The sequence below is a fragment of the Curvibacter sp. AEP1-3 genome (assembly GCF_002163715.1).
In the GTDB taxonomy this organism is placed as follows: domain Bacteria; phylum Pseudomonadota; class Gammaproteobacteria; order Burkholderiales; family Burkholderiaceae_C; genus Allorhodoferax.
Genome location: NZ_CP015698.1, coordinates 3,073,382 through 3,100,278, shown reverse-complemented (window position 1 = coordinate 3,100,278; position 26,897 = coordinate 3,073,382). Strand labels below are relative to the sequence as shown.

The window sequence follows — 26,897 nt, the reverse complement described above, 5'->3', positions numbered from 1 at the left end:
GCCGACTACAAGGACGAACTGTCCAACACTTCCTGTACGCCATAAAGCGGCTTGTAGCCCAACAGGCGTGCGGCTTTCGCATGCGAAATCATGGGATCTGTGCCAGCAAAGTCCGGGGCGAACTGCGTGACCTCCGGCCAGAACTCGGCCATCAATTCGCGACCGTCGCGGCCCGTCCAGTTGTGCGGTCCGGTGATGAAAAACGCTTCGTGTTTGTGGTCCAGATCGACTTCCAGCGCCAGGCGGTGCGCGGTGGCCACATCCCGTGCGTCCACAAAGGTCCAGATGTTTTTGTACCAGTGGGGATATTCGGCAACCAGCGAGCGGTAGAAGGGGCGCTGCGCTTCGTACGGCAGCCATACCCAGGGCATGCGCAAACACACGGTGCGCATGCCATAGCGCTCGGTGTAGGTCTTGCAGATTTGTTCGCTCACCACTTTGCTCAGGCCGTAGGGGTCCTGCGGGCGGGCAGGGTGGGCCTCGTCCACCGGGATGTACAGGGGCGCCAGCCGGTGCGCGGCAAAGGCAAAGCCCATGGTCGATTCGCTGGAAGTGAACACCACTTTGGCAATGCCATGCTGGGCGGCGGCTTCCAGCACGTTGAAGGAGCCGTTCACGTTCACGTCAAACACCCGCTTGGCGGGATCGTTGAGCGGGTGCGGAATGCCGGCCACATGCATGACGGCGTCATAACCGGCCATGGCCTGCAGCACCGCATCCAGCTGCAGCACGTCCACAGCATGGTGCGTCACGTCGCTGCGGGCGGGGGCTGCCAGATCGAGCACGCCCACGGTGTATCCGTGCTGCACCAGATCGTCCACAATGTATTTGCCGACGGCACCGGTGCCGCCTGTAACCAGAATTTTTTTCATGGCGCCATGGTAGCGGCGCCCACCGTTCCTGGAGTGAAGCGCGCGTGACAACCCTGAACCTGATTGGTGCCGGCCGGGTAGGCCGCACATTGGCCACCGTGTGGGCACGGCATGGCGTGTTCGAGATTCAGGACGTGCTGACCAGCAGCCTGACGAGTGCACAAGAGGCCTGCGCCGCGATAGGCGCTGGTACCGCCGTAGCAACCCTTCAGGCCATGCGTCCGGCCGATGTGTGGATGGTGGCAGTGCAGGACGCACGGATCGCAGATGTCGCCCATGCACTGGCTGCCACACAAGCATCCGGGGCCACCGGCCCCATCGTCTTTCATTGCAGCGGCGCCCAGAACGCCGGCAGCTTGCAGCCCTTGGCCGAGTTGGGTTGGCGTACGGCCAGCGCGCACTGCATCCTGAGTTTTGCCAACGTAGCGGCAGCGGTGCAGCAGTTTGCGGGCACAGCATGCGCACTCGAGGGCGAGGCGACTGCCTGCGCTGTGTTGGAGCCTGCCTTCCAAACCATTGGCGGCCAGTGCTTCCGGGTGGCCGCTGAAGACAAGGTGCTGTACCACGCAGCAGCGGTATTTGCGACCAACTTTCTGCCGGTGCTGCAGTCCGTCGCGGAAGCTGCGTGGACCCGCACCGGTGTGCCCACGCACTTGCTGCCTCAACTGCGCGCCAACCTGCTGCGAAACGCGGTGGACAACATTACGCGCCTGGGGCCTGCCGGTGCCTTGACAGGACCGGCCGCGCGAGGCGATGTGGCCGCGATTGAACGGCAAGCCGTCGTGGTGCAGACATGGGATGCGCCCAGTGGCGATGCCTACCGGGCCCTCAGCACCTTGGCACTGAGGTTGGCAGGGCACTGAAATTCTGCAGCGGTTTACTGTGGGCGCAGAGGCCAAGCGGCCCACAGCTCTGGCGCCCAGTGAGCAGCACCGCCTGCCAGACCGGCCAATACCGCAACCAGCGCCAAACCCACGAGGACACCGGTCAACATCGCCAGTCCGTCCTCAAACACGAGCCCCAGTCCGATGAGCAGCAAGGCCGCTGCCGGCACCACATTACCGAACGGAATGGGCAAAAAAATGATCATCGCCATGGCGGCGACGAAGGGAGCGAGCCAGACCCGGTGACCGGGCTGCACCCACCAGCGCAGCCGGGCCCGCATGACACGGGAGGCTTTTTCATACAACCAGGCCAGCGTATTCAAAGCCCGGCGCGCCATGGGTGGCGAGAGCTGAAAGCGCCCCACCTTGCGCGGCATGACCAAGCGCGGGTAGTAGCGCCAGATCATCCACGCCACCATCGCCATACCCATGGACATGAATACGCCGGCACCAGGTACCGGCAGCAGGCAAGGCACAGACAGGACCACGAGCAAAGCCCCCGGCCCCGCCCGCCCATGCAGGCGGAACAGTTGCTGCAAGCTCAGGGGTTGATCCTGCAGCGCTGCCGCTGCGGCCCGCAGGCGGTCGGCCTGCGTGTGGTGATCACTCATGCGCGTTCTTCCACCTTGCTGGTGCGAACGCTCAACCACATGGTGACGGCCAGAATGCCCACCACCACACCCAGGGATGCACCCACGGGGATCTTGTAGATATCGATCAGGCACATCTTGGTACCGATGAACACCAGAATGACGGCCAGACCATAGTTCAACAAGTGGAACTTGTTCGCCACCGCAGCCAGCAGGAAGTACATGGCACGCAGACCCAGAATCGCAAACACATTGCTGGTCAGCACGATGAAGGGGTCACTGGTGATCGCGAAGATCGCGGGAATGGAGTCCACCGCAAAGATCACGTCCGTCAGGGCCACCAAGCAGATCACCATGAACAAGGGGGTTGCGATCTTCTTGCCGTTTTCCACGGTCCAGAAATTTTCGCCGTCGTAGTTCTTGCTCACGGGCAGGATCTTGCGCAGCAGCTTCAAGGCTGGGTTGTCATCCAGACTGGGTTCCTGGCCTGCCGCCCACCACATCTTCACGCCGGTGAGGATCAGGAAAGCGCCGAACACATACAAAATCCAGTGGAACTCAGCCAACAACCAGCCGCCCACCAGAATCATGATGGTGCGCAACACGATGGCACCGATGATGCCGATCATCAGCACCCGCTTCTGGTAGTGCGTGGGCACCGCGAAGTAGGTGAAGATCAGCAGGAACACAAAGATGTTGTCCACCGCCAGTGACTTCTCGATGAGGTAGCCGGTCAGGAACTCCAGCGACTTGGTGTTGGCGATCTCAGTAGAACCAGTCGTGTCTTTGACAGCCCACCAGAACAAGCCGTTGAACAAGAAGCTCAAGGCAATCCAGATCAGGGACCAGTTAAGCGCCTCTTTGACGCCGATGTCATGGGCGCCCTGCTTTTTGAGGACGACGAAGTCGACGAAGAGTGACACCAGTACGATGCCGATGAAGGTGGCCCATAGCCACAGCGGTGCGATTGTTTGCATATGCAAGACCTCGAAATGGTTGAAACATTCCCTGTAGGTCTTGCGGGAGAGCGCCATGTGGCGCCTCTGCATGTTCCGGCCGGGGCAATGAAACCACCCGCGACGTACTGACGAAACACGCAACCCCGGCACCTGCGCGCCGGGAATGCTACTCCCCTAAAGGTGAGCGGATCATGACAGAAAAAAACGGACTTTCATCAGTAGTCCCATTTTCCAAAGGGGCATTAGCTATGAAATCGATAGCTACTCGCGCTTATTCAGCCTGCGCTAGCAGCCTATTTCTTTTGAAACGTCGATGCGAGCAATCGCCAGAGGTAAACCAGCAAACTGGTGACTGCCACCACGGTGAGTACCATCTGAGTTCTATGGTTTTCCGCAAAATCAAGATCCTCGGTGACCAAATGAAAGATGGACAAGGCCACCAGCACCGCGGCGATGCGCACACCCCATGCCGTAGGCGCAAACTGCGTTGAAGGCAAGCGGATCCAAACTTGGTGCCCCAGCAAACCTGCGAGCAGGCCCAGACTGGCACCCACCGCCACATCACCCGGCCAATGGGCACCCACTGCAATGCGGGACAGACCGGTGCCGGCAGCCAACACCAGCAACCACCAGTGGCGCCTGCGTTGGGCCACGGTGAGGGCGTAGTAGATGCCCGAGGCGACAGCAAAAGCCGTCAAGGTATGGCCGGAGGGCATGGACACGTTGTGCAGCAGCTCACCGACCACGCGCATCTGCGCGTTGTCGACTACCGCTGCCGGGCGCGGGCTTTCAATAAAGAACTTGCCGGTGCGCGCGAACAGCACTGCAAAAGGTGCCGCACACAGCCAGGCCACCATCAAGCGAGGAGCGAATACCAGCAGCGGGGCCGTTACCGCCAGCAAACCCCAGCCATTGCCCAGGAGGGACAAGCCGGTCCAGAACTCGGCGGCCAAGGGCGCGCACCACTGGTTGATGGTGATGAAAAGCGTGGGCTCCCACAGCTGCAGCCATAGTGGTGTGCCCAAAACGAAGATCACCAAAGGCCACCACCAGCTGCTGGCGGATACCGGGCTGGCGAGGGCGTGGGGCGTGGTGGGGGCAGACAGTAGCGACATGGGGTTTCAGGAATTGGGCGCGAGTGTAAGCCGTGGCTGCGGCGTGGCGCCGGACCAACCGCGGCAGTCGTAGAAGCGGAAGCTCGCCAGGGGCTGGCCCCAGTGCTGCACCGGCAGACTCTCCAGCAAGGTGCAGGACGCAAAACCATATGCTCCCACAGGAGGCTCGTAGGCCATATGGGACCAATCAACCAGCAAAGCCCCCTCGCCTGCGGACAAGTCCCCTACCCACAGTTTGAACTGGGAATCCCCTTCCTCCAGAACGAATACCGGTAAAGGGCGGGCGTACCAACCCAGGCGACTGCCCAGCGTCCAGTTCTGCACGGCGACTCGCGGCAAGCCCCGTTGCTCCGCCAGCGTCTGGGCGCGGGCACCAGCCAGGTCCCAGCCATGCAAGTCCGCAAAGGGGTTAGGCCGCGGCGCCACAACAGCATCGCTACCGGCAATGACCGGCCAGCCCGCGCTGCTCATCAGCCCCAGCAAGCAAGCACTTGCCAAGAACTGCAAAGAGGCCAAACCTGCCATCACCCATCGCATGCCCCTGCGCCACGCACAAGCCAAACCCCAACCCGCAAAAGGTGCCAGCGCCACCCAAGAGGGTGCGGTCCAGTGCGGTAAGGCAGTCCCTCCACCGGACATGTAGGTGAAGATTACAAAGGGAATGACGAACAGCCAGACCAAGGGGCGCAAAGGTGTCGGAGCACTGCGCCAACCCGGCGCTGCGAACAGCAAGAGCGGGCCAAAGGCCATCAGTTGCGTAAAGAGAAACCGCAGTACGTGCGATACCTGCCACACACTGCCCTTGCCGTGCGCGAGTTGGTAGGTAAATGAAATCCACTGGTTCTGGGCATTCCACACCAGCACCGGTGCAATCAGCAGTGCGGCAATCACGAGGCCGAACCACAGCGCAGGCAGGCGCAACACCCGCAACCCTTGGGTAACGACGACGCATACCGCAATCGCAACCGCAGTAAAGACAGCGGTGTACTTGGCCAAGCCTGACAAGCCCAACAACACGCCCATCACCACCCAAGGTGCAACGCGGGTGATAGCTGCGGGCTGCATCAAGGTCCACGTCTGCTGCATCAGGGCCACGGTGAGCGCCATCAACAAGGTATCAGGCAACAGGCCTATGCCCAGCACATGCAGCAAAGGCGCCAGCGCGAGTGCTGACACCGCAGCCAATGCAGCTTGCGGTGCCATCGCCTGGCCCGCAAAAAGCCGCAGCGTCAATCGGTGCACGCCCCACACCGTGAGCAACCAGCAAACGCCTGGAACCAAGCGGAGCACGGCGACCGGTGCATCCAGAGCCACCAAAGGCATCTGCACCCAACCCACTAAAGGTGGATGGTCGAAGTAACTCAAGGCGGGGTGGGCGGCGTACAGAAGGTAATGCGCCTCGTCCACGGACAGGCCCAGCAGCCCCCCCAGCACGGCATGCAGCACAAACACCAGAAGCAATACTCTACGGGCGCGGGCTGACGGGTCGGAAGGGAACAAAAACTGCAAGGGAAGAGTCGGAGGAAAATAAAGATCCCAGCAGTCTAATCTGCATGCCATATCTACGTCATAACGCCCCCGCTACAAGGAAGACCATGCCCACCTACCACGTTGAAATGTTTGAAGGCCGCTCCCCCGAGCAAAAGAAAAAGCTGGTGGAAGAAGTGACGCGAGTTACGGCCGAAACCCTGGGCTGTTCACCTGAGGCGGTGGACATCATCATCACTGAGGTCAAGCGCGAAAACTGGTCTACCGGCGGGAAGCTCTGGTCAGAGCCGCGCACATAAGCAAATGCACATTCCATCCGACCAGCCCTGTCCGTTTATGCACCCCGCGGAGTAAACTGTTTCCATGTGCCAATTGCTTGGAATGAACAGCCATTTGCCGGCCAGCCTGACGCTGAGCTTCACCGGCTTTTCGCAGCGGGGCGGCTGCACCGACCACCATTCGGATGGTTGGGGCATCGCCTTCTTTGAGAGCGAGGGCGACCAGCCCGGCAAGGCGGCACGGCATTTTGTGGACAAGGAAAGTGCATCGACCTCGCCGATTGCGAAGATGCTCAAGTCCTACCCGATCAAAAGTCATAACGTCGTAGCCCATGTGCGCAAGGCCACCGTTGGCGCCGTCACCCTCGAAAACTGCCACCCGTTTACCCGTGAACTTTGGGGGCGCTACTGGGTCTTCGCCCACAACGGCGACCTGAAAGAATTCAACCCGAGGCTCCATGGCAGCTTCAAGCCGGTGGGCAACACCGATAGCGAGCTGGCGTTTTGCTGGCTGCTACAGGAGTTGAACAAATCCCACGTGAGGGTACCGACAGTCGAAGAACTCACGCGCACGCTGGCGGAACTGGTTCCCCAGATTGCAAAGCACGGTACGTTCAACTTTCTGTTGAGCAATGGTCAAGCCCTGTGGGCACACGCCAGCACCAAGCTCTGCTATGTATTGCGCCAGCACCCTTTCCCGGAGGTGCAGCTCAAGGACGAAGACATGACCGTCGATCTCTCGGACCTGAATGGTCCCGAGGACCGGCAGGTGATCGTGGTGACCGAACCGCTCACTACCAACGAGGCTTGGGTCGCCATGGAGTCCGGCGAGTTACAGGCCTTCGTGGATGGCATACCGCTCACACGCACCGTTTGCAAAGCTACCCTGATTGCAGCGGCCGCGGCTGCTGCAGCACAGCGGGAAGCAGAAGAGGCTGCCAAAGCCGCAGCCCTGGCAGCCTCCGCTGCGGGTTAACGGTCAACGGACTTCAGGGCTTGCAGCCGTATTGGCCCTTCTTGGTGTTTTCGAAGTAGCTCAGGTCGCCACTGCAGACAGGCTTGGCTGCAGGCAGTGCGGTGCCGGGCTTGGCTGCACAAGTGAAAGCACCGGTTTTGGCATTGAGTTTGCCGGACAGCTTCCAAGGCTTCTCACAAACATCGCCCGGTTTGGCGGGGGCTGCGGCTTTAGCCGTACCCGTCACCGAAATATCAACGGCACGCTCCGGACCGCCGCAATTAGGGTGGTTCTGCACATTCTTCCCGCCCAAGGTCACATGGTATGAACCAGGCTTGTCAAAGGTGCGGGTGATGACCAATGGTACGGGGGTGTTCATGTCGCTCACGGCATCCTTGAACGTGCCATCACCGAAGTCCACGACGAATCCGCAGTAATTCGATTTGATGACATCGATGTTGGCCGTGATGGTGACAGGCTCGCCCACCTTGACGTTCGTGCTGGACGCAGTGATGGTGCCCAGTACCTGAGCGTTGGCGACACCGGCCAACAACAGACCAGCCCCGAAAAGGGTTCTACGAAAGTTCATAGGAATACATCTCCAGTTGTCATGCCGCAGTGCCAATCGTGGCTGCGGACCATGTAGAGGTGATTCTGCGTGCTTCACCGGTGAATGCAACGAGGCAAGATCAATTTAGGGCACTAAAAAGTCACGAACTGTGAAGAAGTGCCCGATGCCCCAGTTCGCTCCTGCGGTTTCTGCAGGCTCAGGTCGCTGCCTGTGCCGCTTCCAAGGCGTCGAGGAACATGGAAGGGACATCAAAACCGGTCTGGTCCGTGATTTCCTGGAAGCAGGTCGGGCTGGTGACGTTGATCTCAGTGAGGCTGTCGCCGATGATGTCCAGGCCCACCAGCAGCAAGCCACGTGCAGCGAGAATGGGCCCCAAGGCTTCTGCAATCGCAAGGTCACTGTGGGTGATCGCTTGCGCCACACCCTTCCCGCCCGCAGCCAGGTTGCCACGCACCTCGCCACCCTGCGGAATGCGCGCCAGACAGAACGGGACGGGCTTGCCGCCAATCACCAGCACCCGCTTGTCGCCTTCACTGATGGCCGGCAGAAACTTTTGCACCATCAAGGTCTGAGCCCCATCCTTGTTGAGCGTCTCGATGATGCCGCCCAGGTTCAGACCATCTTCCTTCACACGGAAGATGCCCATGCCGCCCATGCCATCCAAGGGCTTCAAGATGATGTCACGGTGTTCCGCGTGAAAGCGTCGCACATCATCCGCGTCCCGGGTCACCAGGGTGGGGCCTATGAACTGGGGAAACTCCAGAATCGCCAATTTTTCGGGATGGTCGCGCAGCGCACGGGGTTTGTTGAAAACCTTGGCACCTTCGCGCTCTGCCTGCTCCAGCAGGTGAGTTGCGTAAAAGAACTCGCTGTCAAAAGGCGGGTCCTTGCGCATGACCACGCAGTCGAAGTCGTTCAGCGCCAGGGGCCGCTCATCGGGTTTGCTCTGGGCGGAGGTAAACCACACATCCGGGGCACCGGTGAGCGCGATGTCGCGCACATACGCCGTCACCACACCGCCTCGCTGCCACATGATGTCCTTGGGTTCGCAGGCGCTGATGCGATGGCCTCGCCTCTGAGCCTCACGCATCATGGAGAAGGTGGTGTCCTTGTAGATCTTGAACGACTCCAGCGGGTCGGCTACGAAAAGAATGTGCATGGTGTCTTTCTGCAAAATGGGGTGTCGGGCAAAGCCCTGCTGTGGCTCGATCAGTCAATCAGTTCTTGGATTGCGGAGCGCGGGCTACATGTTGCACCAAAAGCGCCAACACCCCTGCCACCACGCCCCAAAAGGCTGAGCCGACGCCGGCTATTACCACTCCGCTGAGCGTGACCAGAAAAGTAATGAGGGCGGCTTCGCGATTGCGCTCGTCCTGCAGGGCGGCGTGCATGGCGCCGCCAATGGTGCCCAACAGGGCCAAACCGGCAATTGCAGCCACCAGTTCTTTGGGGAACGCAGTCAATATGCCGGTGATTGCGGCGCCAAAAAGACCAATCACCACATAAATGGCTCCGCATGAAGCCGCCGCCGTATAGCGGCGCGCAGGATTCGCGTGGGCTTCCGGCCCCATGCAGATGGCCGCCGTAATGGCACTCAGATTCAAAGCGAAGGCTCCGAAAGGTGCCAGCACCAGGGTCATTAAGCCTGTCAAGGTGATGACTTTGGAGATCGGAATCCCTGCGTCACCACCCTGTGCATGGCGGTCGGCAAAGCCGGCAGCCTGGATGGCAGCCACGCCGGGCAAGTTCTGGGAGGCCATGGTCACCACAAACAGCGGCAAGGACATGCTGATGAACGCTGCCAGTGAAAAGGCCGGCGCCACGAACACTGGCATCGTCAAGCCAAAATGAATGGTAGCGCCCGTGAACTGTGCGCGAGCAGCTACATAAATAATAGCAAGCAACAAAGTGAGCGGAACTGCATAGCGGGGCAAAAAACGCTTGCCCAGCAAGTAGCTTGCGAACATCAGAGCCACCAAGGGCAAGGCCGTTTGCGCTGCGGCAAAGCCTTGCAGGCCGAAGCGGGCCAGCACACCCGCCAGCAAGGCGGAGGCCAGTGCCAAGGGAATACGGTTCATCACCCGTTCAAACCAGCCAGTGGCACCGGCCACTGTGATGAGCACGGCACACAACATGAAAGCACCCACGCCATCCGCCATGTTGAAGCCGCCTGCGGTCGCGGCGGTGGCCAGCACGGCTGCGCCCGGCGTACTCCAGGCGACCATGACCGGCTTCTTCCACCACAAGGATGGGAGTAAAGAGCACAGCCCCATGCCGATGCCCAGCGCCCACATCCAGGAAGCGACCATCTCAGGCGTTGCGCCCAAGGCCAGCGCTGCTTGGAAGACGATCGCCACGGAGCTGGTAAAGCCCACCAGCACTGCCACAAATCCGGCGGTGAAAGCCGAGAGACTCAGGTCTTTGAAAAATCGCATGCCCGCATTGTCAGCGATGCGGGCAACGCTCCGCGCAGTGGCGGAGCGTGGGGGCACTACTTTCTAAATTTCGATCTTGGAGCCCAGCTCCACCACCGAGTTATTGGGCAGGTTGAGGAAGTCGGCTGCTGCGCTGGCGTTGTGGTGCATCTGCGCAAACAGCTTCTCGCGCCACGGCGCCATACCTTCACCCAGGGTGGGCACCACGGTGTCACGCGACAGGAAGTAGCTGGTCGACATGGCATCCAGTGCGCAACCCCGGCCGCGCATCTGCTCCAGCGCCTTGGGCACATCCGGGTCGTTCTTGAAGCCGTAGTTGATAGTGACCTGCCAGCAGTCGTGACCCAAAGACTCGATCTGCAAGCGCTTGTCCAGCCCGATCCAAGGCACTTCATGGTTGCGCACCGTCACAAACAAGTTGTTGGTGTGCAGCACCTTGTTGTGCTTGAGGTTGTGGAGCAGCGCGTTGGGCACGCTGCCCTTGTCCGCCGTCAGGAACACCGCCGTTCCCTCGACCCGGGCCGGCGGGCTGACAAACACCGCTTCCAAAAAGCTTTCCAGATCCAGAGAGTCGGCACGCAGCTTTTCATTCAGCAAACGGCGGCCGTCCTTCCAGGTCATCATCAACGTGAAGATCGCGCCACCGATGGCCAATGGGAACCAGCCACCGTCGAACAGCTTGAACATGTTGGATGCCCAGAACGCAAAGTCCACCACGAAGAAGAAGCCGGTGGCGGCAATGCACAGCCACAGGGGGTACTTCCAGCCATATCGAATGACGTAGAACGTCAGGATGGTGGTGATCAGCATGTCGGTGCAGACCGCAATGCCGTAAGCCGCAGCCAGGTTGCTGGAGGACTTGAACATCACCACCGCCAACACAATCGCCACGAACAGCCCCCAGTTCACAAAGGGCAGATAAATCTGGCCGGTGTCTTTGACGCTGGTGTGGGTGACCTGCAAACGCGGCAGATATCCTAACTGAATGACCTGTTTGGTGACCGAGAAAGCACCGGAAATCAGGGCTTGGGATGCGATGACGGTGGCCATGGTGGCCAGTCCGACCAGAGGCAACAATGCCCAGTCAGGAGCCATCAGATAGAAAGGGTTCTTGACGGCCTCAGGGTGGTCCAACAGAAGCGCACCTTGGCCAAAATAGTTCAGGGTCAATGCGGGCATGACCACACTGAACCAGGCAATACGGATGGGCTTCTTGCCGAAGTGGCCCATGTCGGCATACAGCGCTTCGCCGCCCGTCACACACAACACCACGGCGCCCAGAATGATGAAAGTGGTTCCCGGGTTGTTCCAAATGAAGTCCAGGGCATAAAAGGGACTGATGGCCCACAGAATGCGTGGTTGATCGACGATATGGCTCACACCCAACACGGCGATCGCAACAAACCAAACCACCGTGATCGGTCCGAAAAATTTGCCAATCCCTGCCGTGCCGCGCTTTTGCACCGCAAACAGGCAGAACAAGATGACCAAAGTGAGAGGAATCACGAAGCGCTTGAAGCCCGGAGAAATCACTTCCAGACCTTCGACCGCGGACAAAACCGAGATAGCCGGGGTAATGACTCCATCCCCATAAAACAGGCAGGTGCCGAAGATGCCGATGAGCAGCAGTCCCCGGCGCAAGCGGGGCTTGTCTTTGACAGATTGCGACGCCAAAGCCAGCATGGCCACTAGTCCGCCTTCACCGTGGTTGTCGGCGCGCAGCACCAGCACCACGTATTTGATAGAGACGATGACCGTCAGGGTCCAGAAGAATATCGAGAGGATGCCGTAAACATTGGCTTCCGTAAAAGGCACATGACCGGAGCCGAAGACCTCTTTCAGTGCGTACAGCACGCTGGTGCCGATGTCGCCGTATACAACGCCGATGGCACCGAGCGTAAGTGCCGTGAGAGACGATTTGGATGCAGACACAAAAACACCCGGCCTGCGATGGACGCCGGGTTCCGTTCCTTGAGGGACCGCTATTTTGCTCCCCGCAAAGATGGCTGCAAGGGGCTAATTCTCTAATCGCAGGGTTTTCGCGCTCTTGTTGCAGCGCAACAACTGGACCCATGCCCTGCCTGTCACAGGGCTTGACGGCACTCAGTCGTAGCGTTCTGCGTCCGGGTCGGTGGCTTCCAGTTCGTAACTGGCTGCCAACATGGCCAAGCGGCCGATCACGCCGTACATATAAAACCGGTTAGGGGCACTTGCACCGGGGCGCACACCCGGCTGAGGTAAGTGCGTACTCTCCGCAAAAGCCAATGGCACATAGCTGGAGCCCGGAGCGCTGAGGTTTTCATCCACTCCGCGCTCGGCATGCATGCGGTAAAAGCCGCCCACCACATACCGGTCCATCAAATACACCACCGGCTCAGCCACCGCGTCGTTAACCCGCTCGTTGGTGAGCACGCCTTCCTGAAGAATCAGCTCCAAGGGATCGGGGGCATCTTCCACGCCCGCACCCATTTTGCGCAGCTTGGCTTCCAGGTCCTTGGTGTCCCGCACCGACAAAATGGTGTTTCCGCTAGTGCGGTTGTCCGCCTTGATGACGAGGAAGGGCTTCTCCTTGATGCCGTATTCCTTGTACTTCTTCTTGACCTTGGTCAGCATGCCGTCGATGCGGCTGGCCAAGGCGGCCAGACCCTCAGGGGTTCGCAAGTCCGCCACGCCGTACTTCTCAAACATGGGCGTAATCAGCCAATGGTCCACGCCGATCAGTTTGCCGAAGCGCTTGGCCACTTCCTCATAGCAACGAAAGTGCGTGCTCTTGCGGCGCGTGGTCCAGCTGGCATGCAGGGGCGGCAACAAATACTGTTCGTGCAGGTCTTCCAGAATGCCGGGTACGCCGGCACGCAAGTCGTTGTTCAGCAGAATGGTGCAGGGATCGAAATCTTTGAGGCCCAAGCGGCCTTTGGTCCGCACCACCGGCTCCAGGGTGATGGACTCCCCGTCGGGCAGCTCGATCGTGGTGCTTTTCTTGATGTCGGGGCTGATGGAGCCTATGCGCACATTCAGACCGGCCATATTGAATATCCGGCGCAACTGCGCCAGATTCATCAAATAAAAAGTGCTACGGCTGTTGTTCTCGGGAACGATCAGCAGGTTGCGGGCTTCGGGGCAGATTTTTTCAATCGCTGCTTGGGCCGCTTGCACGGCCAGCGGCAGCATGGCAGGCGTAAGGTTGTTCCAGCCGCCGGGGAAAAAGTTGGTGTCTACCGGCGCCAGCTTGAAACCGGCATTGCGCACATCCACGGCCGTATAAAACGGGGGGGTGTGTTCCATCCATTCGAGGCGGAACCAGCGCTCAATGGCCGGCATGGAGTCCAGCACCCGCTGCTCCAATTCATTGATGGGGCCTGTCAGGGCAGTGATGAGATGCGGAACCATGCGCTGTGGGCTTTCTTTGTGGGAGGTCGGGCTTCATTCTAGAAGCGCCTTGTTACTTGGGGTTGCCCAAGGTTTTTGCAAGCGCCCGGCACCCCTAAAATAGCTCAGTGGATCCGTAGCGCATGTCTTTGATCAGTCCCCGTTGTAACAAATCGCTGAACGATTGCACCTGATTGCGCCCCATTTCTTTGGCGCAGTACAAAGCCCGGTCAGCCCGGCCGATGTTTTCCGAGGGAGACAAGGCGGGATCGATGATGGCGTAGCCCACGCTCACCGTCACGCTTTCAACTTGCGGGAAGTAATGTCCCTCCACCTTGCTGCGCACCCGCTCAAACAGGGTGTGCATGGCCTGCGGCGACTCCGCACCGGCCACCACCAGGAACTCTTCGCCGCCATACCGGTAGACCGGATCGCTTTTGCGAAAGCAGCTGGAAATCAGTCGGGACACCAATAGCAGAATCTCATCCCCAAGGATGTGTCCGTACTGGTCGTTGACCTTTTTGAAGTGATCAATATCAATCACCGCCAAGGCATACATCTGCACCACGCTGTTGCGCCGGGCATCCGATTGCGTGGACTCCCGGCCCAGCACCGACCACATCCGGTCGATATTCAGGTCCATGGCATGGCGGTTGTAGAGACCGGTCAACCGGTCCCGCTGGCTTTCGTCCAAAAGGGCGTGGTAGTTGGAATAAACCCGCAATATGCCGTTGATCAGCTCCTGGTCATGCTCACCCATCGGCTGACTCAGGCGCATGCTGATCAAGCCACTCAGGCCGTGTGAGCCGATGAGGGGGAACATCTGCAGACCGCCGGTCTCCGTTTTTCGGGCAGCAGGCTTGAGGCTGAGTACTACCGTCTGTGCCAAGCTGCGCACGTCGGCAGGGACCTCAATGTTGGCGTAAACGGTATCCACCTGCTCTGTGTCCCGTCCCATACTGCCCGCGAGGACTTCAATCTGACGGTAGTAGTGAAGCGCTTTGGTGACCTCATGGTTCGCATCCAGCGTCCACAAGGACAGATCCTCGACATGAACGGTGGAGCCTATGGCCCGCAGCAAACTGTGTTCGATAGCGACGAAGTCACGGGTAGCGGTAATTTTCTCCAGTTTGGAGAGAAGCGAGATGCTCACGTTTTTAACTTTCCGGTTCCAACAGCGCTCGTCAGGCGCATGTTTTATTAAAGCGTCTTGCTCGTCGCCTAAGTTACACCCGGAAAATCGTTAAAACAAGGAAAAAATCCACGTTTAGGGTTTGTCAGTAGAGGAAGTAGAAGGCTTGCTCCCACTTCACTTCCGCACTTCACCCTCACCCAGAACCACGTACTTCAGAGACGTGAGCCCCTCAATGCCCACCGGACCACGTGCATGGAATTTGTCGGTGCTGATGCCGATCTCCGCGCCCAGCCCGTATTCAAAGCCATCGGCAAAACGGGTGCTGGCATTCACCATGACGCTGGCGGAATCCACCTCGCGCAAGAAGCGCTGGGCGTGTACGTGGTTGGTCGTGAGGATGGCGTCGGTATGGTGGCTGCCATAGCGATTGATATGTGCAATGGCTTCATCCACACCGGCCACCACTTTCACGCTGACGATGGGGGCGAGGTACTCCTCGTACCAGTCCTGCTCGGTTGCATCATTCACCTTGGCGCCTGCCACTGCGGCAAGGATGGCGCGTCCTTCCGCGTCGCAGCGCATCTCCACACCCTTGTCCGCGTAGACCTTGCCGATCAAGGGCAGGAACTCAGCGGCCACACCCCGTGCCACCAGCAGACCCTCCGTCGCATTGCAGGGGCTGTATTTGTTTGTCTTGGCGTTGTCCGCCACCTTGACGGCCATGGCGATATCGCAAGGGTCGTCCACATAGGTGTGGCAGTTGCCGTCCAGGTGCTTGATGACTGGCACCTTGGCATCGCGGCTGATGCGTTCGATCAGGCCCTTGCCACCGCGGGGGATGATCACATCCACAAACTGCGGCATGGCAATCAACTGCCCCACCACCTCGCGGTCGGTGGTTTGCACCAGCTGCACGGCGTCAGGGGGCAAACCGCTCTCAAGCAGCGCCTGCTGCACCAACTTGGCCAGCGCCTTGTTGGAGTCAATGGCTTCCGAGCCACCCCGCAAGATGCAGGCATTGCCACTCTTGATGGACAGGCTGGCAGCCTCAATAGTCACATTCGGGCGGCTCTCGAAAATCATGCCGAACACGCCGATCGGCACGCGCATCTGGCCCACACGAATGCCGCTGGGCTGCTGCTTCATGCCGATGATTTCGCCGATCACATCGGCCATGGCGGCCAGTTGCTCGCAGCCTTCGGCGCAGGTTTCCAGTACTTTGGGCGTGAGCTTGAGGCGATCCACCATCGGAGCGGAAAGGCCATTTGCCACGGCCCGCTCAATATCCTTGGCGTTGTCCACCTGCAGAGCTTGGGTGTTCTCGCGCAGCAGCTCGGCCAAGCGTCGAAGCGCTCTGTTTTTCATAGCTGCCGGCGCACGTGCCATCAGCGCGGATGCCACTTTTGCTTGAGAACCGAGGGCCAGGGTGTATTCGGTGGTGTTGGTCGCGTTCATGCCATGATTTTCGCAGATGTCCGGGCGCGGGGCATTTCCAATCGCTTTCTCTAGAATTCATCAACGCTCCATGCAAACACGATGAAATCAGCGGCCCTCTGCATAGCCCTCGCGATAGGTAGCCTTGTCGTGGGTGGGTACCTGGCCGGGCTTCTTGGCATTGTGCTTGCCGCTCCCTTGTCGGGCGCGCTCCTCTCGCGTGTGTTGATCGACGGGTTTACCGGGGGCTACGGGGCCATGCGGGCGCATGCCTATGCGAGTGTTCAAGGGCGGCACTACGCGTACAAAAGCATCCCGATCTCCATCGAAGAGGACGAAGACGGACACCGGTGGCTCAAGGTCAAAGACATTCGCCGAGTATTGCCACACCTACCCAAAGACGCCACCGTGGGACGCATTGAGCCGGAACGCACCAGTTCAGGCCCCGATGGAAAGAGCATGCATATTCGTGCCGATGCCTTGCTCCAATGGCTATCCAAGGCTCAGTCGAGTGAATCCATCCGGTTCAAACTGTGGATTGAGCGAACCGTCCACTTTCCTTCATCGGCCGCCATCAGCGATAGAACGCACGCGGCGCCGTCATTGAACGATGACGCTGGTTGAAAGCAACTCAACTGCCACCCAAGGTGCCAGACCATCGCTCCAGATCCTGCACCACACCGCCTAAGGCCAGTGCATCGGTCACCACTGAGGTCCACACGGGGGAGGCCACACGCACTCCGGATTGAAACAGCGCTTCTTGCATGCGCTGCTGAATTTGTTGCTGCCACTTGGAGTCTTCCGGCATTCCCCCGAGCGAGGCCAACACCCGCTGCTTTGCGTCCACCATGCCCTGCACGCGCATCAGCCGCAGCAAGCGTTGCTGCATGTCGGGCTGGGTAGACAAGCGGTCTGCCTGGCGATGGATGGCCTCGTTGAGGAGCATCTCTGTCACTTGCGCTTTGTCCTGACAAGTGCGCGTCCAGACGATCTCGCCCTCGAAGTGCTGCAGGCTGCGTTTGAAGGCGACCGGGCCGGCCTGCAACGCATGGGTATGGAAAAAACAGAATCCACGCTCATTCCACTGCTGGGCCTCCAAGCGGTGCCAATCGGCATCAAGCCGGTAATGCAGGCGAATGGAGATCTGGTTGTGGCGCTGCACGTGCCGCTGGGCAGGGGTGGCATCAGTCACATGCGTCTCCGATCGGTCCCTTAGCGGCGTGGACCGCCTGCGGATGCTGCCTTGGTTTGCCCGGCGCATAGTGCACATACCTGCAAGGCAAGCCGGTGCAGCGCCTGCCAGCCGGAGCTGGGCCAGTCCGGCTGCTTCAGGCCTTTGACAATGCCGTCCACCACATGGGCGGACTGCAACAGCTCCGCCAAGGTGCGCTCGGACAACTTGGGCAACACCCGTTCAAACAGTCGCTCTTTGGCGCCCCAGATACGGTTTTCGCGCAACGCCATCGGCAGGGGGCGGCCTTGGCCCATGGCGTCTTTCACGCGCTTGAGCGCGCGGATGTCTTCTGCCAGGGTGTAGTGCACCAGCACTTCGGCTTCTCCCTCGGCCTGCAAACCATCAAGCATGCGTTGCATCCGCCCGGCCTGGCCGGCGAGCACCGCTTCTGACAACTTGAACACGTCGTAACGCGCCACATTGAGCACGGCACTTTCCACCTGCTCCAGGCTCAGCACGCCGTCATGGGCATCGGCGGGAAACAGCAAACCCAGTTTCTGGATTTCCTGGTGCGCGGCCAACAGGTTGCCTTCCACCCGATCCGCAAAAAACTGTAAAGTGCGCTGCCCCTCTTCTCCGGCCGCCACCCGTTGGCCCTGCGCACCCAGACGCTGGGCAATCCATTGCGGCAAGGCGTTGCGCTCCACCGGATCCACCTGGATGGTGATGCCATAGCTCTCCAGCGCAGAAAACCAGGCGCCGGATTTTGTCATCTTGTCCAGCCGGGGCAGGAGCACGATGATCAAGGTGGAATCATTGCCCTGCGAACCCTCGGCCAGCTGCTGCAAAGCGACGCTGCCATCCTTGCCGGGTTTGCCACTGGGAATGCGGATTTCGACAATCTGTTTATCTGCAAACAAACTCAGGGAGCCACCCGCGGCCAGCACCTCGCTCCAGTCGAAGTGGGCCCCGGCGACCGTGTGCGAGGTCCGCTCGGTATAGCCCAACGTGCGAGCGTGGGCACGAATGGCGTCCAGCGCTTCCTGCTGCAGCAAAGGCTCATCGCCATGCACCGTGTACAGGCTCTTAAACCCGCGCTGCAGGTGGTTGCTGAGTTGATTCGCGGCGAGTTGCATAGGGGCTTGAGTTTAAGGCCCCCACGCTTCACCGGCAGTTCAAGCTGCCAGTTCCATAGTCGCGCGCTCGGGCGCCAAGACGGCGCACACCAGATCGGTAGCAGCCTGGGCGGTGCGGCCACCAAAGTCGCGCAAAGGGTTGTACTCCGTGAGTTCCATGGCCACAAAGCCGGCTTGCTGCTGGCAACCCGCGAGCACAGCCAAAGCATCCGCCAAGCGAATGCCCTGCTCCACCGGTGTGCCGGTGCCCGGGGCGTCCCGCGGGTCCAGGCCATCGAGATCAAAACTGATGCCCCAGCCCGCGGTGCCGCTTTGCGCAATGGCCTGCGCCTCGGCAAAGCAAGCGGCGAATCCGCGCTCCAGTACTTCCGGCATGTACATCACCCGCACGCCCAAGCGCGCCAGCAGTGCCTGCTCGGCGGGCTCATAACTGCGGGCACCGATGATGGCCACATGCTCCGGACGCAGTTTTCCACTCCAACCGAAAAGCCCGGTCATGCCCGGCGCGCCATGACCCAACAGTGCTGCCAAGGGCATGCCATGCGGGGCCTGGGTGTCTGAGGTATCCGGCGTGTGAGCATCCAAGTGGGCATCGATCCAGATCAGCCCCAAAGCGCCTTTCGGGCGCAAATGGTCTGCCACCGCACTCCAGGTGCCGACGGCGCAGGAGTGGTCGCCACCCACGACCAGCGGCTGCTGGCCATGTCGCAGAACTTGCTGCACGGCCATGGACAGGTGGTCCGAAAATACCTCAATCGCATGCAACCGGCTGGTGGCCAGCATAGGCTGCGCGCTGATGGTGTCGCCCCAGGTCACCGTACGCCCGGTGGCCGCGAGCGCCCTCGCCATACCGTGGTCTTTGAGCGCAGCAGCGCCCCATTTGCAACCGCCATCACTGGCCCCTTCACCGACGGCCGCGCCGATGATGTGCAGGACTTGATCGTTCATGCTGCTTTGCGCAAAACAGGACGGGCCGCCGTGGCGCAGGCAAACAGGTCCTTGGGGTCCGCCATCTCCGGCACCAGCTGCACCGTGCTGCCCACGCCCAGCTTCTGGGACAAGGCATGCACATAGCGTAGGGCCGACAGGTCTTCCAGCGCAAAACCCACCGAGTCGAACAAGGTCACTTGCGCGGCGTTGTCGCGCCCTACCGCTGTGCCGGCCAGCACCTTCCAGAGGGGATGGGTCTCAAACTCAGCAGGCATCTGCTGCAGCTCGCCTTCCACACGGGTCTGGGGTTCAAACTCCACAAACACTTTGGCGCGGTTCAGGATGGCTGCTTCCAATTCGGTCTTGCCGGGACAATCTCCACCCACGGCGTTGAGGTGCATGCCCGGTTCGATCATGTCGGCGCTCAGGATGGTTGCATTGGTCTTGTCCGCCGTGACGGTGGTGACGATGTCGGCGCCGCGCACGGCCTCCCGGGTGGAAGCGCAACGCACGATGTGCAGCTTGCCCGCATCGATGTAAGGGCGCAGATTGGCGACCAGTTTGTCGGTGGCTTTGGCATCCACATCAAACACGCGCAACGTCGTAATGCCCAGCTGCGTCATAAAGGCAATAGCCTGGAACTCGCTCTGCGACCCATTGCCGATCAGGGCCATGGTTTGGCTGTCCGGACGGGCCAAGACCTTAGCCGCCATGGCGGAAGTAGCGGCGGTGCGCAGCGCGGTGGTGATGGTGAGCTCGCTCAGCAGTTCGGGGTAACCGGTAGCCACATCTGCCAGCACGCCAAAGGCCATCACGGTAGACAGTCCTTGCAAAGGGTTCTTGGGGTGGCCGTTCACGTACTTGAACGCGTAGAGCGCGTTGTCAGAGACCGGCATCAGCTCAATCACGCCGTTTGTGCTGTGGTTGGCGGTGCGGGGGGATTTGTCAAAATCGTCCCAGCGCAAAAAGTCTTCACGGATGGTCTGGGCCATCTCCGACATCATGGGAGCCAGTCCGTGCAGGTGCACCAGGGCTTGCATGTCGTGAACGTCGATATAGCGGGTCATGGGGTTCTCCTCGAGGCCGAGCGCCACAGGATGCGGAATCCGCATCTACTGCACAGCCGGCTGGTGCTTCTAGTCTAGGAGAGGCACAGAGGCATGAAACGACGAACTCCACACAGCAAAGCGCGCAAAGCGCTGCACACCCGCAGAATTACTTCCGAATCGGAAGCAACCCGTTTACCTACGTGCAAACGGTTATCGGGTGGTACGGACCATCAATGGAAAACCGGCGAACTCCTTGACGGTTTGCAACTCGGTGCTGGTAACCACCTTGTCGATTCCCAGCCCCACGTCGTCAATCCAGGTGTTGGTCAGGTCCCGGTAGTGCGCCAGATCGCGGCAGGCCAGGCGCACCAGGTAGTCGTAGCGACCACTCACCAAGTAACAGGCAATGACTTCCGGACAGGCCACCATGGCCTGCTCGAAGCGCTGTACCGTCGCCTGACGCTGGTCCTTGAGCGCGATCTCTGCAAACACCGACACATGCTCGCCGATGGACTGGCGCGCCAACAAGGCACGGTAGCCTTCGATATGCCCATCGTCCTCCAGCTTGTGAATGCGGTTCAGGGTGGCTCGGGCCGAGAGATTGACCACTTCCGACAAGGCCTGCGCGCTCATGCGCCCGTCGCGCTGCAGCAGCTCCAGCAAGGTCTGGTCCACCCGATCCAAGGCCATGGCTCAGGGCTCCAGCGTCTTGACCGCCGCAATCCGGCGCAGCAACTGCTGCACGATGTCGGACTGCATGTCGCGGTAGAGCAGCGCCTCTTCCGCCTCTTTGGCCAGCACGGCAGACTCGTTGAAGCTGATATCCCGCTCCTGCAGGATGTCTGTGGGCTCGATCAGGTCGCGCCCCTTGGAGCTCCGCATGCGAAAGCGCACCTTGATGCGCAGCTGGTACTCCCGCACCTGGCCCGAGGCGTTCAGCGCCACGATCACCTTTTCACGGGTCTCGCCCAGGATGTCAACAATCACATCCGGCAAAGCGCCTCCCGCCGCAGGCGCCACCGGGCGCACCATGCTGCCCAGGTAGCGGCTCAGCTCGGACGCGACCGCGGCCCCCTTTTCGGGAGTCACCGCAATCGTTTCAAACGCAAAGTTCTGCTTGCCGCGCAGCTTGAAGCCGCAGCCCCCCAGCAAGGCGGCAGCAGGCAGGGCTACAAGATGGCGGCGGGTCAGCATGGTACTCAGACGACGATGTTGACCAAGCGGCCCGGCACCACGATGACCTTCTTGGCAGGCGCGCCTGCGGCATGGCTCACAAACACCTCACTGGCCAGCGCAGCGGCTTCGATGGCGGCCTTGTCAGCGCCTGCAGGCACGCGCACGGCACCGCGCAGCTTGCCGTTGATTTGCAGCACCAGTTCGATCTCGTCTTGCACCAGGGCCGCCGCGTCCACCTGGGGCCAAGGCGCATCCAGCAGATCGCCGAGGGCGGAGGCATAGCCCAGCTCGGACCACAAGGCGTGCGAGAGGTGTGGCGTAGCGGGGTACAGGCAACGCAGCAGGATACCGAAACCTTCGATCAGGGCCACTTGTGCACCGGCGCTGTCCATGGCCTTGAAGCCTTCCAGCGCGTTGATCATCTTCATCGCACCCGACACCACCGTGTTGTATTGCATGCGCTGGTAATCAAAGTCCACCTGCTTGAGCACGGTGTGCATTTCCAGCCGGAGCGCCTTGGCTTCCTTGCCAAATTCCACATCATTCAGGCTCTTGGCGCCCGCCACGCTTGCGCGAGCAGCTACAGAATCCATAGCAGACAGCTTGTAGCCAAAGTTCCAGACACGGCGCAGGAAGCGGTAGCTACCCTCCACCGCCGAGTCGTTCCACTCCAGCGTAGCCTCGGGCGGCGAGGTGAACATGGTGTAGATACGGGCGGTGTCTGCGCCGTACTTGGCGATCAGCTCCTGCGGGTCCACACCGTTGTTCTTGGACTTGGACATGGTGCCCACGCCCTCGTAGTCGATGGCAGTGCCCACCGGCAGCATGCCATCGGCACTCTCGACTTCGACGATGAGCTTGGCACCCACTACCTTGCCCGCGGCGTCGTGCACGTGCTCCACATCCTTGGGCCAGAAGTATTCCTTGCCGCCCTTGGCAGTGCGGCGGCTGTAGATGTGGTTGAGCACCATGCCTTGGGTCAGCAGCTTGGTGAAGGGCTCGTCCACCTTCACCAGGCCCAGGTCGCGCATGACCTTGGTCCAGAAGCGGGCGTACAGCAAGTGCAGGATGGCGTGTTCGATACCGCCGATGTACTGATCCATCGGCATCCAGTAGTCTGCGCCGCCGGCCACCATGGCGTCCGGGTTCTTCGGATCGCAATAGCGCATGAAATACCAGGACGAGTCCACAAAGGTGTCCATGGTGTCGGTCTCGCGCCGCGCGGCCTTGCCGCACACGGGGCAAACTACACCGGCGTGGAAACCTTCGTGCTTGTGCAGCGGGTTGCCGGAGCCATCGGGCACGCAGTCCTGCGGCAGCACCACGGGCAGGTCTTTCTCGGGCACCGGCACGGCGCCATGTTCATCGCAATGGATGATCGGGATGGGCGTGCCCCAATAGCGCTGGCGGCTCACGCCCCAGTCGCGAAGGCGCCATGTGATTTTCTTTTCACCCAGGCCTTTGGCAACCAACATTTCAGCAACTTGGCTCACGGCCTCCTTGGGAGCCAAGCCATTCAACTCCCCAGAGTTACACACTTCTACCTCGTCAGGAGACTTGGACGCGTACCATTCTTTCCACTGCTTTTCATCAAACGAGTAGTACTCAACACCAGCCGCACCCACCTCAATTCGCTTCTTGAGCGCAGCTGAACCTTCAATTAAGTTTCGAATGACTTGCTTAATCTCGATGCCGTACTTCAACGCAAAAGCAAAGTCGCGCTCGTCGTGCGCCGGCACGCCCATCACGGCGCCATCGCCATAGCCCATCAACACATAGTTGCCTACCCACACTGGCACGTGGGTGCCGGTTAGCGGGTGGGTCACGAACAAGCCGGTGTTCACGCCCTTCTTCTCTTGCGTGGCTAGCTCGGCCTCTGTTGTGCCACCGGTCTTGCACTCTTCAATGAAGGCCGCCAGCGCGGGGTTGGAGGCTGCAGCGTGTGCAGCCAGAGGGTGCTCAGGCGCCACGGCGCAGAAGGTCACACCCATCACCGTGTCTGCACGGGTGGTGAACACGTACATGCGGCCGTCGCCGATCAATGCCCCAGTCGAATCCTTTATGTCATGAGTGAAGGCAAAGCGCACACCTTCGGACTTGCCGATCCAGTTTTCCTGCATCAGGCGCACGCGGTCGGGCCAGCCGGTGAGCGTGGCCTTGTCGTTGCCCATCTGCACGTGGTCCAGCAGCTCTTGCGCGTAGTCAGTGATCTTGAGGTAGTAGCCGGGGATCTCGCGCTTCTCGACCACCGCACCGGTGCGCCAGCCTTTGCCGTCAATCACCTGCTCGTTGGCCAGCACCGTCTGGTCCACCGGGTCCCAGTTCACGACCTGGGTCTTGCGATAGGCAATGCCTTTTTCCAGCATCTTCAAGAACAACCATTGGTTCCATTGGTAGTAGCTCGGATCGCAGGTGGCGACTTCACGGCTCCAGTCGATGGCCAGGCCCATGGCCTGCATCTGGCCCTTCATGTAAGCGATGTTCTCGTAGGTCCACTTGGCGGGTGGCACCTTGTTCTTGAGCGCCGCGTTTTCGGCAGGCAGGCCGAAGGCGTCCCAGCCCATGGGCATGAGCACGTTGTGGCCGTTCATGCGCAGGTAACGGGCCAGCATGTCGTTGATGGTGTAGTTGCGCACATGGCCCATGTGCAGCTTCCCGCTGGGGTACGGCAGCATAGAGCAGGCGTAGAACTTCTTCTTGGGCTTGCCGTCCACGCCCACGGCGTTTTCGGTGACACGGTAGGCGGTATCGCCATTCCACAAAGGCAGCGCCCAATGGGCTTGCGCGGCTTGTTCTACGTCGAGGTGCTGGTACTTGTCTTGCATGGGGAGTGGGCAGCGGTCACGCTGCCGTGAAGAGAGGCTTGGTGCGATTTTAGGCGCTGCACCGCGCACGGGGTTCAGGGGGAGGCGGACGCATCAGGTTCGGCCACAAATCCAATCTGGCTCAAGCCCGCTTTTTGAGCCAAACCCATGACCTCCACCACGCGGCCGTAAGGCACGGTGGAGTCAGCACGCAGACGGACTTCGGTATTCGGGTTGCGCTTGGCAGCGTCGGTCAAAGCGTTGGCCAAAGCGGGTTTGTCCATGGGCGCATCGTTCACATAGGTCTGCCCTGCAGGATCAATGGTGACTGCTATAAATTTGGGAGCATCCGCCGCTTGCGTACCCTGCGCCTGAGGCAAATCCACCTTCACGGCGCTCACCATCAGGGGGGCAGTGATGATGAAGATCACCAGCAACACCAGCATCACGTCAATCAGCGGCGTCATATTGATGTCGCTCAACGGCTGCGCGCCGGACGGGCGTTCCAAACGGCCGAATGCCATTCAGTCCGCCTTGGAGCTGCTCAGCAGCAGTTCGCGCAGGTCCAGGGCAAAGCCCTCGAGATCGGCCTCCAGACGGGCGACCATACGGCCGAACACGTTGTAGGCCAACACAGCGGGAATCGCCACTGCCAAGCCAGCCGCTGTCATGATCAGCGCCTCGCCCACCGGGCCGGAGATTTTGTCGATGCTGACTTGCCCGCCACCCGTAATACTGATCAGCGCATGGTAGATGCCCCATACCGTGCCCAACAGTCCCACGAAGGGGGCAGTCGATCCCACAGTAGCCAGCAATACCTGACCGGACTGTAAGCGTTGCAACACGCCGTGCAACGCGTCACGCAGGACGCGGGTGAGTTGTTGGCCCCTGTCACCGGCAGCTGCCAGCGTCCCAGCACCTTGGGTCTGCGTGGCTTGGACCAGGGGCAAGACCAGGCCCTCCCGGTCAAATGCGGGCAGCGCCGCCAAAGCGGCATTCACATCCGCCGCTTGCCAAAAGGCCGCTGTGCTGCGCGACACGTCCGTCAGCGCGCGCTGCAGCAACCAGCTTTTCCAGAAAATCACAAACCAAGCGGCGATGGACATGCAGAGCAATATCAACGCCACGGCGGTATGAACCGCATCTCCCTGGAAAAGCAGCTGTAGCGGGCTCATTTCAAATTCAGGACGTCAAACATGTCATACAGCCCCGGCGCACGACCGGCCAGGAAACGCACAGCGCGCAAGCTGCCCTGGGCATACGTGGCGCGACTCGACGACTTGTGGCTGATCTCAATCCGCTCGCCGGTGCCTGCAAATAGCACGGTGTGGTCACCCACGATATCGCCTCCGCGAATGGTGGCGAAGCCGATGCTGGAAGGGTCGCGTTCGCCAGTCACGCCGTAGCGCTCGTAGACAGCACATTCCTTCAAGTCGCGGCCCAAGGCGTCGGCAATCACTTCACCCATCTTGAGTGCGGTGCCAGAAGGCGCATCCACTTTGTGACGGTGGTGGGCTTCCACGATTTCAATGTCATAGCCGGTGGCAAGCGCCTTGGCCGCCATCTCCAGCAGCTTCAAGGTCACGTTCACCCCAACGCTCATGTTGGGCGCCATCATGATGGGGATGGACTTGGCAATCTCGGCGATTTCGGCTTTTTGCTCGTCGGTAAATCCGGTGGTTCCGATCACGGCCGCAACACCCAATTCGCGGCACACCTGCAAGTGGGCCAGCGTGCCTTCCGGGCGGGTGAAGTCAATGAGCGCCTGGCTGTTCTTCAGGCCTTCGCGCACATCTGCAGTGATCAACACACCAGTAGCTTGTCCAGAGAAGGCGCCTGCGTCCAGACCCAGGGAAGGACTGCCGGCAATATCCAGCGCGCCGGCCAGCGAGCAATCGTCCGCAGCACGAACAGCATCAATCAACATCTGGCCCATGCGGCCTGAAGCGCCAGCAATGGCAATGGTGTGGGTCATGGTCAAAAGAGAAAAGAAAGATCAGAGGCCGCCGGGTTCCAGCGGCGGGTAGGAGGTAGCAGCCGCTGGTGCGGTGTTGCCGGATACGGGTGCCTCCGCCTTTTTCGGCGCCGGGAATTTTTTGAGCGCTTCTTCAGAAGCTGTCAACGAAGGCACCGGGCCCAGCACCGTTTTAGAACGCAAGGTTGACACAAACTCCGTTTCGCTGGGCAGCTCGTCCGCTTCAATCTTGCTGATCACTTCGTTGGTAAAAAACACGGTCACCTTGCGTGCCTGAGGCTCACTGCCCTGGCGTTTGAGGGTGAACACATAGTCCCAACGGTCTGCATGGAACACGCTGGTGAGCAAGGGGGTGCCGAGTACATCCTGCGCGATGGCACGGGGCATGCCCACTCGCAAGACAGCCAATTGCTCGCGGGTGACCACGTTGCCCTGAACGATGTCGATTTTGTATGGCGTCATCACCCCCGCGACTTTTTCTCCTGTGGTGCTGACGGAACCGCACGCGGCAAGGGTTGCCACAACCAGAGCCAATGCGGCTGAACGGAGACTACGGCAAGAGGTAAGG

Annotated in this window: 27 protein-coding genes; 4 read left to right on the top strand and 23 right to left on the bottom strand. The window is 60.4% G+C overall.

The window, feature by feature from the left end; all coding sequences use genetic code 11:
- Positions 1–5: 5 nt before the first annotated feature.
- Positions 6–872 carry an NAD-dependent epimerase/dehydratase family protein gene (locus AEP_RS14460; RefSeq protein ID WP_157673180.1) on the bottom strand — a complete coding sequence of 289 codons (867 nt, stop codon included), beginning with the start codon at positions 870–872 and terminating at the stop codon, positions 6–8.
- A 44-nt stretch (positions 873–916) separates the two neighbouring features.
- Here AEP_RS14460 and AEP_RS14455 point away from each other — a divergent pair, with 44 nt between their 5' ends.
- On the top strand, positions 917–1,735 hold the full coding sequence (locus AEP_RS14455) for a Rossmann-like and DUF2520 domain-containing protein (protein ID WP_087497357.1): 819 nt from the start codon (positions 917–919) through the stop codon (positions 1,733–1,735).
- A 14-nt stretch (positions 1,736–1,749) separates the two neighbouring features.
- On the opposite strand, the gene AEP_RS14450 is transcribed toward AEP_RS14455, so the two are convergent.
- The 4 genes from AEP_RS14450 to AEP_RS14435 all read right to left on the bottom strand — a co-directional run bounded on the left by AEP_RS14450 (position 1,750) and on the right by AEP_RS14435 (position 5,929).
- Complete coding sequence (locus AEP_RS14450; RefSeq protein ID WP_087496032.1) at positions 1,750–2,367, bottom strand: exopolysaccharide biosynthesis protein; 618 nt, start codon at positions 2,365–2,367, stop codon at positions 1,750–1,752.
- Positions 2,364–3,323: a TerC family protein gene (locus AEP_RS14445; protein ID WP_087497356.1), complete on the bottom strand. Its 960-nt coding sequence runs from the start codon at positions 3,321–3,323 to the stop codon at positions 2,364–2,366. The genes AEP_RS14450 and AEP_RS14445 overlap by 4 nt, the downstream gene beginning before the upstream one ends.
- Before the next feature lie 275 nt (positions 3,324–3,598).
- Positions 3,599–4,420, bottom strand: coding sequence for a phosphatase PAP2 family protein (locus tag AEP_RS14440; protein ID WP_087496031.1), 822 nt, complete (start codon positions 4,418–4,420; stop codon positions 3,599–3,601).
- Positions 4,421–4,426: 6 nt separating this feature from the next.
- Positions 4,427–5,929 (bottom strand): ArnT family glycosyltransferase, encoded by a 1,503-nt coding sequence (locus tag AEP_RS14435; RefSeq protein ID WP_157673179.1) that lies wholly within the window; start codon positions 5,927–5,929, stop codon positions 4,427–4,429.
- Between the two features lie 86 nt (positions 5,930–6,015).
- Between AEP_RS14435 and AEP_RS14430 the strand changes: the two genes are divergently transcribed.
- Both AEP_RS14430 and AEP_RS14425 read left to right on the top strand, forming a co-directional pair.
- Positions 6,016–6,207 carry a 4-oxalocrotonate tautomerase gene (locus tag AEP_RS14430; RefSeq protein WP_087496029.1) on the top strand — a complete coding sequence of 64 codons (192 nt, stop codon included), beginning with the start codon at positions 6,016–6,018 and terminating at the stop codon, positions 6,205–6,207.
- A gap of 64 nt (positions 6,208–6,271) precedes the next feature.
- Positions 6,272–7,162, top strand: a complete 891-nt coding sequence (locus AEP_RS14425; protein WP_087496028.1) for a class II glutamine amidotransferase — start codon at positions 6,272–6,274, stop codon at positions 7,160–7,162.
- Positions 7,163–7,175: 13 nt separating this feature from the next.
- Here the strand turns inward: AEP_RS14425 and AEP_RS14420 are convergent, their stop codons facing one another.
- From AEP_RS14420 to AEP_RS14390, 7 genes are all read right to left on the bottom strand, one after another.
- A complete protein-coding gene (locus AEP_RS14420; protein ID WP_087496027.1) occupies positions 7,176–7,730 on the bottom strand; it encodes a PKD domain-containing protein in 555 nt (184 codons plus the stop codon).
- A gap of 178 nt (positions 7,731–7,908) precedes the next feature.
- Entirely contained in the window at positions 7,909–8,871 is a 963-nt protein-coding gene (gene gshB / locus AEP_RS14415) for a glutathione synthase (protein ID WP_087496026.1), read from the bottom strand.
- A gap of 58 nt (positions 8,872–8,929) precedes the next feature.
- Positions 8,930–10,147 (bottom strand): benzoate/H(+) symporter BenE family transporter, encoded by a 1,218-nt coding sequence (locus AEP_RS14410; protein WP_087497355.1) that lies wholly within the window; start codon positions 10,145–10,147, stop codon positions 8,930–8,932.
- A 63-nt stretch (positions 10,148–10,210) separates the two neighbouring features.
- Positions 10,211–12,079 (bottom strand): potassium transporter Kup, encoded by a 1,869-nt coding sequence (locus tag AEP_RS14405; protein ID WP_087496025.1) that lies wholly within the window; start codon positions 12,077–12,079, stop codon positions 10,211–10,213.
- 171 nt (positions 12,080–12,250) lie between these two features.
- Positions 12,251–13,537, bottom strand: coding sequence for a glutamate--cysteine ligase (gshA, locus tag AEP_RS14400; protein ID WP_087496024.1), 1,287 nt, complete (start codon positions 13,535–13,537; stop codon positions 12,251–12,253).
- 94 nt (positions 13,538–13,631) lie between these two features.
- On the bottom strand, positions 13,632–14,669 hold the full coding sequence (locus AEP_RS14395; protein WP_087496023.1) for a GGDEF domain-containing protein: 1,038 nt from the start codon (positions 14,667–14,669) through the stop codon (positions 13,632–13,634).
- A gap of 156 nt (positions 14,670–14,825) precedes the next feature.
- Positions 14,826–16,106 (bottom strand): glutamate-5-semialdehyde dehydrogenase, encoded by a 1,281-nt coding sequence (locus AEP_RS14390; protein ID WP_087496022.1) that lies wholly within the window; start codon positions 16,104–16,106, stop codon positions 14,826–14,828.
- A gap of 81 nt (positions 16,107–16,187) precedes the next feature.
- Here AEP_RS14390 and AEP_RS14385 point away from each other — a divergent pair, with 81 nt between their 5' ends.
- A complete protein-coding gene (locus AEP_RS14385; protein WP_087496021.1) occupies positions 16,188–16,709 on the top strand; it encodes a hypothetical protein in 522 nt (173 codons plus the stop codon).
- 7 nt (positions 16,710–16,716) lie between these two features.
- On the opposite strand, the gene AEP_RS14380 is transcribed toward AEP_RS14385, so the two are convergent.
- The 11 genes from AEP_RS14380 to AEP_RS14330 all read right to left on the bottom strand — a co-directional run bounded on the left by AEP_RS14380 (position 16,717) and on the right by AEP_RS14330 (position 26,791).
- The gene (locus tag AEP_RS14380; RefSeq protein WP_087496020.1) at positions 16,717–17,277 is read right to left on the bottom strand and encodes a hypothetical protein; all 561 of its coding nucleotides are present in this window, start codon (positions 17,275–17,277) and stop codon (positions 16,717–16,719) included.
- Positions 17,278–17,297: 20 nt separating this feature from the next.
- Entirely contained in the window at positions 17,298–18,395 is a 1,098-nt protein-coding gene (gene holA / locus AEP_RS14375; RefSeq protein ID WP_087496019.1) for a DNA polymerase III subunit delta, read from the bottom strand.
- Positions 18,396–18,434: 39 nt separating this feature from the next.
- On the bottom strand, positions 18,435–19,343 hold the full coding sequence (locus AEP_RS14370) for an arginase (RefSeq protein WP_087496018.1): 909 nt from the start codon (positions 19,341–19,343) through the stop codon (positions 18,435–18,437).
- Entirely contained in the window at positions 19,340–20,392 is a 1,053-nt protein-coding gene (locus AEP_RS14365) for an ornithine cyclodeaminase (protein WP_087496017.1), read from the bottom strand. Before AEP_RS14365 ends, AEP_RS14370 begins: the two co-directional genes overlap by 4 nt.
- 192 nt (positions 20,393–20,584) lie before the next feature.
- Entirely contained in the window at positions 20,585–21,064 is a 480-nt protein-coding gene (locus AEP_RS14360; RefSeq protein WP_087496016.1) for an Lrp/AsnC family transcriptional regulator, read from the bottom strand.
- A gap of 3 nt (positions 21,065–21,067) precedes the next feature.
- Positions 21,068–21,568, bottom strand: a complete 501-nt coding sequence (locus AEP_RS14355) for an LPS-assembly lipoprotein LptE (protein WP_087496015.1) — start codon at positions 21,566–21,568, stop codon at positions 21,068–21,070.
- 5 nt (positions 21,569–21,573) lie between these two features.
- A complete protein-coding gene (gene leuS, locus AEP_RS14350; protein ID WP_087496014.1) occupies positions 21,574–24,375 on the bottom strand; it encodes a leucine--tRNA ligase in 2,802 nt (933 codons plus the stop codon).
- 74 nt (positions 24,376–24,449) lie between these two features.
- Positions 24,450–24,878: an ExbD/TolR family protein gene (locus AEP_RS14345; protein WP_087496013.1), complete on the bottom strand. Its 429-nt coding sequence runs from the start codon at positions 24,876–24,878 to the stop codon at positions 24,450–24,452.
- Entirely contained in the window at positions 24,879–25,529 is a 651-nt protein-coding gene (locus AEP_RS14340) for a MotA/TolQ/ExbB proton channel family protein (RefSeq protein ID WP_087496012.1), read from the bottom strand. It abuts the gene before it with no gap.
- Positions 25,526–26,329, bottom strand: a complete 804-nt coding sequence (dapB, locus tag AEP_RS14335; protein ID WP_087497354.1) for a 4-hydroxy-tetrahydrodipicolinate reductase — start codon at positions 26,327–26,329, stop codon at positions 25,526–25,528. Before dapB ends, AEP_RS14340 begins: the two co-directional genes overlap by 4 nt.
- 21 nt (positions 26,330–26,350) lie before the next feature.
- Positions 26,351–26,791, bottom strand: a complete 441-nt coding sequence (locus AEP_RS14330; protein ID WP_232459836.1) for an outer membrane protein assembly factor BamE — start codon at positions 26,789–26,791, stop codon at positions 26,351–26,353.
- Positions 26,792–26,897 lie beyond the last annotated feature (106 nt).

Bases quoted from the DNA above. Each gene is read 5' to 3' on its own strand.
- gshA (WP_087496024.1), bottom strand. From the start codon at position 13,537: ATGGTTCCGCATCTCATCACTGCCCTGACAGGCCCCATCAATGAATTG.
- AEP_RS14430 (WP_087496029.1), top strand. From the start codon at position 6,016: ATGCCCACCTACCACGTTGAAATGTTTGAAGGCCGCTCCCCCGAGCAA.
- AEP_RS14425 (WP_087496028.1), top strand. From the start codon at position 6,272: ATGTGCCAATTGCTTGGAATGAACAGCCATTTGCCGGCCAGCCTGACG.
- AEP_RS14360 (WP_087496016.1), bottom strand. From the start codon at position 21,064: ATGGCCTTGGATCGGGTGGACCAGACCTTGCTGGAGCTGCTGCAGCGC.
- AEP_RS14460 (WP_157673180.1), bottom strand. From the start codon at position 872: ATGAAAAAAATTCTGGTTACAGGCGGCACCGGTGCCGTCGGCAAATAC.
- AEP_RS14330 (WP_232459836.1), bottom strand. From the start codon at position 26,791: ATGACGCCATACAAAATCGACATCGTTCAGGGCAACGTGGTCACCCGC.
- AEP_RS14355 (WP_087496015.1), bottom strand. From the start codon at position 21,568: ATGCTGACCCGCCGCCATCTTGTAGCCCTGCCTGCTGCCGCCTTGCTG.
- dapB (WP_087497354.1), bottom strand. From the start codon at position 26,329: ATGACCCACACCATTGCCATTGCTGGCGCTTCAGGCCGCATGGGCCAG.
- AEP_RS14445 (WP_087497356.1), bottom strand. From the start codon at position 3,323: ATGCAAACAATCGCACCGCTGTGGCTATGGGCCACCTTCATCGGCATC.
- AEP_RS14370 (WP_087496018.1), bottom strand. From the start codon at position 19,343: ATGAACGATCAAGTCCTGCACATCATCGGCGCGGCCGTCGGTGAAGGG.
- AEP_RS14390 (WP_087496022.1), bottom strand. From the start codon at position 16,106: ATGAACGCGACCAACACCACCGAATACACCCTGGCCCTCGGTTCTCAA.
- AEP_RS14440 (WP_087496031.1), bottom strand. From the start codon at position 4,420: ATGTCGCTACTGTCTGCCCCCACCACGCCCCACGCCCTCGCCAGCCCG.
- AEP_RS14385 (WP_087496021.1), top strand. From the start codon at position 16,188: ATGAAATCAGCGGCCCTCTGCATAGCCCTCGCGATAGGTAGCCTTGTC.
- gshB (WP_087496026.1), bottom strand. From the start codon at position 8,871: ATGCACATTCTTTTCGTAGCCGACCCGCTGGAGTCGTTCAAGATCTAC.
- AEP_RS14420 (WP_087496027.1), bottom strand. From the start codon at position 7,730: ATGAACTTTCGTAGAACCCTTTTCGGGGCTGGTCTGTTGTTGGCCGGT.
- AEP_RS14345 (WP_087496013.1), bottom strand. From the start codon at position 24,878: ATGGCATTCGGCCGTTTGGAACGCCCGTCCGGCGCGCAGCCGTTGAGC.
- AEP_RS14410 (WP_087497355.1), bottom strand. From the start codon at position 10,147: ATGCGATTTTTCAAAGACCTGAGTCTCTCGGCTTTCACCGCCGGATTT.
- AEP_RS14365 (WP_087496017.1), bottom strand. From the start codon at position 20,392: ATGACCCGCTATATCGACGTTCACGACATGCAAGCCCTGGTGCACCTG.
- AEP_RS14340 (WP_087496012.1), bottom strand. From the start codon at position 25,529: ATGAGCCCGCTACAGCTGCTTTTCCAGGGAGATGCGGTTCATACCGCC.
- AEP_RS14450 (WP_087496032.1), bottom strand. From the start codon at position 2,367: ATGAGTGATCACCACACGCAGGCCGACCGCCTGCGGGCCGCAGCGGCA.
- holA (WP_087496019.1), bottom strand. From the start codon at position 18,395: ATGCAACTCGCCGCGAATCAACTCAGCAACCACCTGCAGCGCGGGTTT.
- leuS (WP_087496014.1), bottom strand. From the start codon at position 24,375: ATGCAAGACAAGTACCAGCACCTCGACGTAGAACAAGCCGCGCAAGCC.